This window comes from Bradyrhizobium sp. LA2.1 (assembly GCF_040547725.1).
Classification (GTDB): Bacteria; Pseudomonadota; Alphaproteobacteria; order Rhizobiales; family Xanthobacteraceae; genus Bradyrhizobium; species Bradyrhizobium barranii.
This window is the reverse complement of sequence record NZ_JBEPQI010000030.1, coordinates 115,878-126,127: the sequence shown is the minus strand read 5'-3', so window position 1 is coordinate 126,127 and position 10,250 is coordinate 115,878. Positions and strand designations below refer to the sequence as shown.

8 protein-coding genes are annotated in these 10,250 nt (G+C 65.9%); 1 reads left to right on the top strand and 7 read right to left on the bottom strand.

Annotated features, from left to right (window positions below):
* Window positions 1-222: 222 nt before the first annotated feature.
* The 3 genes from ABIB95_RS39970 to ABIB95_RS39960 form a co-directional block, all read right to left on the bottom strand.
* Window positions 223-1,107, bottom strand: coding sequence for a 4-(cytidine 5'-diphospho)-2-C-methyl-D-erythritol kinase (locus ABIB95_RS39970; protein WP_354248148.1), 885 nt, complete (start codon window positions 1,105-1,107; stop codon window positions 223-225).
* A gap of 25 nt (window positions 1,108-1,132) precedes the next feature.
* Window positions 1,133-2,926, bottom strand: a complete 1,794-nt coding sequence (locus ABIB95_RS39965) for a tetratricopeptide repeat protein (RefSeq protein WP_354248146.1) — start codon at window positions 2,924-2,926, stop codon at window positions 1,133-1,135.
* Window positions 2,927-3,255: 329 nt separating this feature from the next.
* Entirely contained in the window at window positions 3,256-4,917 is a 1,662-nt protein-coding gene (locus ABIB95_RS39960) for an electron transfer flavoprotein-ubiquinone oxidoreductase (RefSeq protein ID WP_354248144.1), read from the bottom strand.
* 139 nt (window positions 4,918-5,056) lie between these two features.
* Between ABIB95_RS39960 and ABIB95_RS39955 the strand changes: the two genes are divergently transcribed.
* Window positions 5,057-5,860: a uracil-DNA glycosylase gene (locus tag ABIB95_RS39955; protein WP_354248142.1), complete on the top strand. Its 804-nt coding sequence runs from the start codon at window positions 5,057-5,059 to the stop codon at window positions 5,858-5,860.
* Between the two features lie 127 nt (window positions 5,861-5,987).
* On the opposite strand, the gene ABIB95_RS39950 is transcribed toward ABIB95_RS39955, so the two are convergent.
* The 4 genes from ABIB95_RS39950 to ABIB95_RS39935 all read right to left on the bottom strand — a co-directional run bounded on the left by ABIB95_RS39950 (window position 5,988) and on the right by ABIB95_RS39935 (window position 10,085).
* The gene (locus ABIB95_RS39950) at window positions 5,988-7,496 is read right to left on the bottom strand and encodes a glycosyltransferase family 39 protein (RefSeq protein ID WP_354248140.1); all 1,509 of its coding nucleotides are present in this window, start codon (window positions 7,494-7,496) and stop codon (window positions 5,988-5,990) included.
* 99 nt (window positions 7,497-7,595) lie between these two features.
* Entirely contained in the window at window positions 7,596-8,366 is a 771-nt protein-coding gene (gene rnhB / locus ABIB95_RS39945) for a ribonuclease HII (protein WP_354248138.1), read from the bottom strand.
* Between the two features lie 76 nt (window positions 8,367-8,442).
* Window positions 8,443-8,898 (bottom strand): VOC family protein, encoded by a 456-nt coding sequence (locus tag ABIB95_RS39940; RefSeq protein ID WP_354248136.1) that lies wholly within the window; start codon window positions 8,896-8,898, stop codon window positions 8,443-8,445.
* 23 nt (window positions 8,899-8,921) lie between these two features.
* A complete protein-coding gene (locus tag ABIB95_RS39935) occupies window positions 8,922-10,085 on the bottom strand; it encodes a PA0069 family radical SAM protein (RefSeq protein ID WP_354248134.1) in 1,164 nt (387 codons plus the stop codon).
* Between the last annotated feature and the right edge of the window lie 165 nt (window positions 10,086-10,250).

Sequence of the window (10,250 nt, the reverse complement as noted above, 5' to 3'; positions counted from 1 at the left end):
GCGCCTCTCGAATCATCTCAAAGTCGTTCTCGCAAAACAACTTTCGCTGATTCGGCGCCTCGATGCGCTCGATCCGTGTGAGATATCCGGGCTAGCTCCACTGCCGTAGCGTGGGCAAAGGCGCAAAGCGCCGTGCCCACCACGCAGCCAGATTGCGAGAATAAGTTTGGTGGGCACGCTTCGCTTTGCCCACCCTACGGCAGAATCGTAGCCCGGAAAAACCTAGCTCAACGTCCCCGCATGCACCCACCAGCCGAGGTGGTCGCGCCGGATCTTTTCCGCGGCGGCATGCGCCTCGTTCGCTGCGCCGTAGATCGCAAAGCACGTCGCGCCGGAGCCGGACATGCGGGCAAGCTTGACGCCCGCGGAGTCACGCAAGGCTTCCAGCACCTCGCCGATCACGGGCTCGATCCGCAACGCAGGGGCTTCGAGATCGTTGGCCACGGTTTCGAGAACGTCGACCCAATCGGCGATCGCCCCCCCCTCTTCGGGCCACGCCGGAGCGTCGAGAACGGACGTTGCGCCGACCAAGAGTTCACCGTTGCGCAGGCCCAGCGCCTGGAACACGTCCTTGGTGGCAACAGGCACGCGCGGATTGACCATCACGCAGGGCATGCTCGGCAGCGCCAGCGGCAGGAGCTGCTCGCCGACGCCGGTCATGTCGCAGGCGCGCGAGACCAGGCACACCGGCACATCGGCGCCGGTCGCGAGCGCGACTTTCTGCAAGCGCGGATCATCGAGCGACAGATTGTTGAGACGGGCGAGGAGCCGCAGCGCCGCAGCGGCATCGGCCGAGCCGCCGCCGATGCCAGCCGCGACGGGAAGCACCTTGTCGAGCGCGAAGGCGCCCAGCTTCAGGTTCGGCACGGCCTCGGCCAGGAGCCTGGCCGCCTTGACCACGAGATTGTCCGCGGTGTCGCCGCAGGCCGCGGCCAGCGGCCCGGTGGTGACGAGCTTCAGCTCGCCGCCCGGCTCCAGCGTTAGCTGGTCCGCGCAGTCGGCAAACGCGACCACGCTTTCGAGATCATGATAGCCGTCGGCACGACGGCCGACGACGCGAAGGCTCAGATTGACCTTCGCGCGCCCTTCTTCAATCAACGCCGACATTGGCGATCAGCCCCCAAACGCACTCTTAGCCGCCCTTGCCGTCGTCCTTCTTCTTGTCCGCCTGCGCGGCCGAAGAGTTCGAATCGTCGGTCATACCGTTGGCGATCTTGGCCTCGATCTTCGGAAGCTCCTCCGGCTCGGGCTTGAGATCGCGGGCATGGGCCCACTGGAATTTTGCTTCCAGCGTACGGCCGACGCGCCAATAGGCATCGCCGAGGTGATCGTTGATGGTGGGATCCTCGGGCTTGAGGTCGATCGCGCGCTCGAGGTTCTTCACCGCCTCTTCGTAATTGCCGATGCGGTAATAGGCCCAGCCGAGGGAGTCGACGATGTAGCCGTCGTCGGGACGCTGCTCGACGGCGCGCTTGATCATCTTCATGCCTTCGTCGAGATTCACGCCCTGGTCGATCCAGGAATAGCCGAGATAGTTGAGGACATGCGGCTGGTCGGGCTGGAGCTCGAGCGCCTTCTTCATGTCGGCTTCGGCCTTGCTCCACTCCTTGGAGCGCTCCTCGCAAATGCCGCGATAATAATACCAGACGCTGTTGGCCTTGTCGTTGCCGGCCGGCAGCACGTCGATGCCTCGCGAATAGGTCGCACCGCAATCGCCGAACTTCTTGCGGCCGCGCTCGATATTGCCGAGTGCCATGATGGCTTCGAGATCCTTGGAATCGTCTGATGTGACACCCTTGAGGATCTTGATCGCCTCGTCGGTGCGGTCGGCGGAATCCAGATCGATCGCGAGCTGGATCTGCGCGTTGCGCTTCAACGGCGAGGTCGCGGGCACCCGCTCATAAACCTTGATCGCCATCTGCGGCCGCTTGACCGATTCATAGAGATCGGCGAGCGAAAGCAGCGCCAGCGGGTGGGTCGGCTGGAGATAGAGCGAGAGCTGGAGATAAACCAGCGCCAGATCCTCGCCGCCGCGGCGGGTCAGCGTGGCGCCGATGCCGTACAGCGCTTCGGCGGCACCGGCTTGGGCGGAGTCGGCCAGCGGCGGCATCTTCTTGCCGGCCTTGGTGTCGCGCAGGCCTTCCACGATCAGCGGATGGCGGGCGAGCTTCTTGTCGAAAGCCAGGTAGACGGTGGTCGCGGCCGCGGAATCCTTGTTGCGCGACAGCCAGCGGGCATAGGCCTCGGTGACGCGCAGCATGGAATCGTCGAGCTTGTAGGCGCGCTCGAAGCGGACGCCGGCGTCCTTCTCCTTGCCGGAGAGCTCGAGGATCATGCCGGCATGGAGGTCCTTGAACAGCGGATACCATTCCGGACCGGCGAGCTTGTCGATGGTGGCGACGCCGCCCTTGGCATCGCCCGCGCCATAGGCGGCCCAGCCCGACAGCAGCGTGGCGACGAGATCGGTGATCGGACCGCGGATCGACTGGTTGATGTTGGTTTGCGCGGTCGCATATTTCTTCATCTTGAGATCGTGCACCCCGACGACGAGACGCGCGACGCGGTTGGTCTTGTCGATGGTCAGGACGCGCTCGGCGAGCTTGACCGCCTCGTCGATGTCACCGTCGGCGACCGATGAGATGAAGGCACGGTCGAGCAGCTCGTTGTTCTTGGGATCGGTGCGGAGCGCCGAGCGGTAGAAGGCGGCGGCCGAGGCCGCATCGCGCTCGACGCTGGCGTGGCGGGCAGCGAGGTAGCTGCCGGAGGTCGTCAGCGACTTCAGATCGTTCCGGGTCGGAAATTGCGCCGCCGTGTCGGACGGATGGTCCGGCGTCTGCGCCAGGACCGCGCCGGGGACCGTCGCAATCGCGGTGCCCATGAGGGCGATGGCGGCAACAGTCCAGCGGTTGAAACGATTTGAGAACATCAGGGGCTCGCCTTGAGTTGTAGTGCCTGGGTTTGCAGCAGTAGGCCGTATCGCATGCGAACGCGGCCGGTGGCATGGGGACCCGGAACCGTCGGGCCGACAATGCCGCTTTTGGCGCTTCACCGCAAGGATTCGGGCATGCGATCCCCTCCGCACGCCCCAAATCGGCCGACTACGCCCCAAGACGCTGCCAGTATGGCCTTATCGTGGCCGCGGACCGCTACCCCGGGCCGGTTCTCACGCGAACGTGCGTCACAATGCCGGGGGCACGTCACATTGGCCCCGGCTTGATCGCTTTGGTCCAATGATCCCGGCTTACATGGCCTAGCTTACATGGCCTCGTAGTTCGGACCGCCGCCGCCCTCCGGGGGAACCCAGGTGATGTTGCCGTTGGGGTCCTTCACGTCGCAGGTTTTGCAGTGGACGCAGTTCTGGGCATTGATCTGGAAGCGCGGGCTCGCGCCTTCCTCGACCCATTCATAGACCCCGGCCGGGCAATAGCGATTCGAGGGACCGGCGAAGACGTCGTGCTCCGAGGTCTTCTGCAGGTTCATGTCGGCGACCTTGAGATGGACCGGCTGATCCTCCTCATGATTGGTGTTGGACAGGAACACCGACGAGAGCTTGTCGAACGAGATCTTGCCGTCCGGCTTCGGGTAGTTCTTCGGCGCGTGGCTCTTGGCCGGATCGAGGGTGGCGCGATCGGGCTTCGCATGCGACTGCGTGCCGAACAGCGAGCCACCGAACAGCGTGTTGCACCACATGTCGAAGCCACCGAGCGCGACGCCGAGCACGGTGCCGAACTTCGACCATAGCGGCTTGACGTTGCGGACCAGGAACAGATCCTTGCCGACCGACGAGGACCGCCAGGCGTTCTCGTAGTCGACGATCTCGTCATTGGCGCGATCGGCAGCGAGCGCCGCCGCGACATGCTCTGCGGCGAGCATGCCGGTGCCCATCGCATTGTGCACGCCCTTGATGCGGGGCACGTTGACGAAGCCCGCCGCGCAGCCGACCAGCGCGCCGCCGGGGAAGCTCAGCTTCGGCACCGACTGATAGCCGCCTTCGGTGATGGCGCGCGCGCCATAGGCGAGCCGCTTGCCGCCTTCAAAGGTGCCGCGGATCGAGGGATGGGTCTTGAAGCGCTGGAACTCGTCGAACGGCGACAGATACGGATCGTCGTAGTTGAGATGCACGACGAAGCCGACGGCGACGAGATTGTCGTCGTAGTGATAGAGGAACGAGCCGCCGCCGGTCTTCAGGTCGAGCGGCCAGCCGAAGGAATGCTGGATCATGCCCTTCTGGTGCTTGGCGGGATCGATCTGCCAGACTTCCTTGAGGCCGATGCCGAACTTCGGCGGCTCGCTCTTCGAATCGAGTGCGAACTTCGCGATCAACTGCTTGGTCAGGCTGCCGCGCGCGCCTTCGGCGAACAGGGTGTACTTGCCGAGCAATTCCATGCCACGGGTAAAGGAGTCCTTCGGCTTGCCATCGCGGCCGATGCCCATGTCGCCGGTGGCGATGCCCTTCACCGCGCCCTGCTCGTCATAGAGCACCTCGGCTGCGGCAAAGCCCGGATAGATCTCGACGCCGAGCGCCTCGGCCTTGCGCGCCAGCCAGCGGCAGACATTGCCGAGCGAGCCGATATAGCAGTGATGATTGTCCATCAACGGCGGCATGATGAAGTTCGGCAGCTTGATCGCGCCGCCACCAGTCATCCAGTAGAAGCGGTCGTCCTTCACCTGCGTCTTCAGCGGACAGTCGGAATCCTCGCGCCAGTCCGGGATCAGCTTGTCGAGCCCGGCCGGATCGATCACGGCGCCGGAGAGAATGTGCGCACCGACCTCGGAGCCCTTCTCCACCACGACGACGTTGAGATCGGCATTGAGCTGCTTCAGCCGGATCGCAGCCGCCAGGCCAGACGGGCCGGCGCCGACGATGACGACGTCGAATTCCATGGATTCGCGCGGGGGAAGTTCTTCGGTGCTCATCTGATCTCAGCCCTTGAGACGGTTCCTCGTCATTTGCGCCCCCTTGTTTCCGATTTTTCCGGGTAGGACAACCACGGAAATGCGTTCCACTGGGATGCAAGGCACCCCAAACTGATATAGTAAAAGTCTGACTTTCCAAATGATCCCCGAACCCGCACCCACCGTCCGAGAGCTTCTCGCCTTCTATCTGGAGGCCGGGGTCGATTGCGCGCTCGCGGAGGAACCTGTCGACCGCCTGGCGGAATTGGATGCTCCGCCGCCGGCCCCGCGCGCCGCACCTCCGGTCGAGGCATCACGGCCTGTTGCCGCGCCCGCGGTGATGCGCGGCGAGGCCGCACCTGCGCCGGACATTGCGATCGCCTCCGCGCGCGAGGCCGCGCGTACCGCGCCGACGCTCGAGGCACTGCGCGAGCTGATGCAGAATTTTGAAGACTGCGCGCTGAAGCACACCGCGACGCGGCTGGTGTTCGCCGACGGCAATCCGCAGGCGCGCATCATGTTCGTCGGTGAGGCGCCGGGCCGCGACGAGGACATCGAGGGACTGCCCTTCGTCGGGCGCAGCGGCAAGCTGCTCGACCTCATGATCGGCGCGATCGGGCTCAACCGCACCACCGCCTACATCGCCAACGTGATTCCCTGGCGGCCGCCCGGCAACCGCACGCCGACGCCGCAGGAGACGCAGATCTGCCTGCCGTTCATCCAGCGCCAGATCGAGCTGGTGAATCCCGACGTGCTGGTGACGCTCGGCAATCCCTCGACGCAGACGTTGCTGTCGACGCGCGAGGGCATCATGCGCACCCGCGGCCGCTGGTTCGACTACGAGACGGGTGGGCGCACCATCCGCGCGCTGCCGACGTTTCACCCGGCCTATCTCTTGCGCTCGCCATCGTACAAGCGGCTGGCCTGGCAGGATCTGCGCGCGATCGCGAAGGTGCTGGCGTGATAGCGAGCTCTCGTAGGGTGGGCAAAGCGAAGCGTGCCCACCATCCTTATATCTCGACGACGGAAAGACCTAACGATGGGCACGGCGCTTTGCGCCTTTGCCCACCCTACGATTTCTGCGTTTGTCGCTACGTCCCCTTCGGCCGCACGATGGCCCAGCCGATGCGCAGGAGCTGCTGGCGGCCGGTCACCAGCCATTCGAACGCGCGCGGCACTTCCGGAACGATGCCGGGAAAGCGCGCGAGGATTTCGGGTGGCGGGGTGCCGGCGGTGTCGGAGGCGCGCCAGACCACGACGCCGCCGGTCTCGCTGAATTTGGCCTGATTGATCCACGGCGTGCGCGCGGGCTGGGCATCGATGAAGAGATGCGGCCGGCCGGAATGCAGCGTGATCAGGCTCGCAAGCTGGGTCTCGCCGGCGACCGCGCGGAGGCGATGATTGGTGCGGCGGGCAAAGCTCTCGTCGAAGAAGTCCGAGATCGCGCGCGCCGGCATCGAGGTCGCAATCTCGTTGGCGCCGGTCAAGGGCAGAAACAGCACGGCGAGCACGACGCCGGCTGCGGGCGCCAGGACGGCGGCAGCCCACACCGTCCGCAGCACCCGCGCGCGGCGCATCGCGATGAGGTCGCCAGCCGTCACGACCACGGCAAGCCCCGACATGACCAGCACGACGCCGGCGCCGCCGACGACGGCATCGAGCCCGAGCACGCCGGAGATCAGGACCGCGCCGAGCGCAGGCGCCAGCGCGAAGAAATAGACGAAGTTGTGCGCGAGCGGCTCGACCGGCGGCCGGTAGATGATCGGCGCTTCCTCGCCCCTGGCGACGAACAGGCCGCTATTGAGAAAGGTCAGCGCCGGGATCGCCGCCGCGCCGAGCACGAGCCCGCCGAGCAGCCAGGCCGCGTGCAGCGCGCGAGCGTTCAGCTCGGCGACCTCAGGCAGGGTCGGCATGACAAGCGTCTCGGCGCGCATCAGCCAGACCGCATAGGGCAGCGCCAGCACGGCGACGACGATCAGCGCGAACAGCGGATCGAGCGCGCGCAGCGTCCGGCGTCCGCCGGCGGTCGAGATCGCGAAGACGACGATCAGCAGCAGAAGGAAGATCGCCGCGGGCGTGGTCAATAGCAGCAGGCCCGCCTCGATCGACCAGGCGAACCAGGCATTGCCGCGGCGCTGGCCGATGATCTGCCAGGAATGCAAAAGAAGAAGCGCCCAGAGCGGCCGCGCCAGCACCAGCGGGCCAAAGTCGAGCGCCGGCGAGGAGAAGGCCAGCACCGTCATGGTCAGCAGCACGGCCAGCACCGCCTGCTGTGAGCCGACCACGGCGCGGGAGAGATGATAGAGCGCGATGAAGGTCGCGACCTCGCAGAGCTGGGCGAGGACATAGACGCCGAATATGTGGCCGCCCGCGGCGCGGTAGGCGATGTCGGCGAGCCAGATCGGCAAGGGCGGGCCCAGATCGGTGCCGACCTGGTACTCGCGGCCGAACGCGAGCAGGGTCGCGAGCGTGCCGGGCGGGCTGCGATAGAACACCAGCGCCACGAACAGCCACATCGCGGCCTGGAGCAGCACGACGATCCACACGATCAGCCGCGGCCGGGCGCGAATGAGCTCAATGACCAGGGAGGTAAACCGCATGCAACGTCCGAAAGATGCAGCCAACCCGTCCAGCCGGCCCTATTCGCTCACATCTGTTTTGATAAAGGGCGCTGCGCGTTGTGGCAACGACCGTCTGCCCTACAGGCCCGCTGACGCATCAATTTCAACGCTTGCTTCCACCTGCACCTCGACCTCGGTCACCGCGAACAGGTCCTGCACCGGCTCGACGGTCCAGGGCATGTGCTTGGCCCGCGCCGCGGCGACGGGGGCGAAGAAGCTGCGGTGGTGGACGGTAGGACCGAGGCGGTCGAGCGCGTCGAGATGCTCGGGAACGCCGTAGCCCTTGTGCTGCTCGAAACCATAGCCGGGGCAGTCCTGCGCCAGCGCGCACATCAACCGGTCGCGCGTCACCTTGGCGATGATCGAGGCTGCGGCGATCGACAGGACGATGCCGTCGCCGCCGATCACGGCCTCGCAGTCGCAGGCGGTGTCGAGCCGATCGCGGCCGTCGACAAACACGTGACGCGGCGCGTCGGGCAGCGCCACCACGGCGCGCTTCAGCGCCCACAGCGAGGCACGCAGGATGTTGTCGCGGTCGATCCGGGAGCGCGAGGCGACGGCGACCGAGACCTGCGCGGTGGCGCAGATCTTGTCGAACAGCCGTTCCCGTTCCTCGGCGGTCAGGCGCTTGGAATCGTCGATGCCGCGGGGAATGCGGTCGGGATCGAGAATCACGGCGGCTGCCACTACGGGACCAGCCAGCGGCCCGCGACCGGCCTCGTCGCAACCCGCGATCGGCCAGACACCGCGCTTGATCAGCGCGCGCTCGCGGCGGAAGCTCGCCTTGGCGGGCGCGGCCTTCTTTGGCGTCTCTTTGACTGGCTTCCTGGCGGACTTATCTCGAATCATGGCCGGGATCGTGCGCAAGCGGCCCGGCCGGCGCAACCGGGTACCCCGGACAATTCCCGCTATTCAGACCAGCCGCCTACTCGGCCAGATGCACCCGCCGGTCCTCTCCGACCTCGATGCCCGGCGCGACCACGACTTCCCAGGGATGGCCGTCGGGGTCGGCGAAATAGCCGGAATAACCGCCGTAGTCGGTCTCATGCGCCGCTTTCGCCAGCGCGGCGCCCTTGCCGACGGCGAAGGCCAGAACCGCATCGACCTCGCCGCGCGTGGCGCAGTTCCAGGCGAGCGTCATGCCGCGGAAGGTCGCGGGCCTCGGATTGTCCGGCAACTTGGCATCGGCCGCGAGCTTATCCCAGTGAAACAGGGCCAGCACCGGACCACCGGTATCGTAGAAGGCGACGGCCTCGCCGGTCGCCTTCAGCCGACGCGAGAAGCCGAGCGCGTCATAGAAGGCGATGCTGGCGCGAATGTCGCTCACACCCAGTGTGATGACGGTGAGCCGCGGCACCGGCGCGGCAAGTTCCTGGCTCATGCTACGCCTCTTTCGCTTCCCGGTCAGAACAGGCTGAGCTGATCGCCGTTCCGCTTCGGCCTCGCAAAGTGATCCGTCGTCAGCTTGGAGCGCCGCTTGTTCAGCCCAAGCCTGTCGCAGGCGATCTCGAAGCGGCGGCCGATGGTCCAGGCCATCGGTCCGGTGCCCTTCATCCGCTCGCCCCATTTCGCGTCGTAGTCGCGGCCGCCGCGCATGTCTCGGATCAGCGTGAAAACGTGGCGGTAGCGGTCCGGATAGTTGGCCATCAGCCATTCACGGAAGAGATCGCGAACCTCCAGCGGCAGCCGCAACAGCACGTAGGAGGCTTCCTTGACGCCGGCATGGGCGGCGGCATCGAGAATGCGCTCGATCTCGGAATCGTTCAGCGCGGGGATCACGGGCGCGACCATCACGGTGGTCGGAATACCCGCGTCCGAAAGCTGCTTCAGCGCTTCCAGCCGCTTCGGCGGCGTCGATGCGCGCGGCTCCATGGTGCGAGCCAGCTTTGGATCGAGCGAGGTGACGGAAATTCCGACCTTGGCGAGGTTGCGCTTGGCCATCCGCGCGAGAATGTCGATGTCGCGCACCACCAGCGCCGACTTGGTGACGATGCCGACGGGATGGCCGGCGCGCTCCAGCACCTCGAGAATGCCGCGCATGATCTTACGCTCGCGCTCGATCGGCTGATAGGGATCGGTGTTGGTGCCGATCGCGATCATCCGCGGCTCGTAGCCGGTCGCGGCCAGCTCCTTCTCGAGCAGCGCCGGCGCATCTGGCTTGGCAAACAGCTTTGACTCGAAGTCGAGCCCCGGCGACAGGCCGAGATAGGCGTGCGTCGGCCGCGCGAAGCAATAGACGCAGCCGTGCTCACAGCCGCGATAGGGATTGATCGAGCGGTCGAAGCCGATATCGGGGGATTCGTTGCGGGTGATCACCTTGCGCGAGGTGTCGACGCCGACGGTGGTCTTGAACGGCGGCAGCTCCTCCAGGCTCTGCCAGCCATCGTCGAAGGCGACGCGGGCCTCGGCCTCGAAGCGGCCGCTGGCATTGGACTGGGCGCCCCGCCCTCGCCTGCGCTGCTTGTCGATGGCGACCGCCAGTTCGGGAAAATCAGAGTCCGCACCCGCCGGCTCGGAGGGCGCCGTGACCGGCGGGTGCTTGAGAGCATGAGAGGATGCTGGACTCATGAAGCCAAGATAGCACGCCAAAGGAACAAATCAAGAACACAAACAAAAAACTGAAAAACAACCCCATGCACAGTAGCCGCCCAAATTTCGGGCGCGGCCCTTTGACCTCACGCAACACATCCGGCGCGGCGATCCGGTTCGATGCCGGACAGGGATCAATCGCAC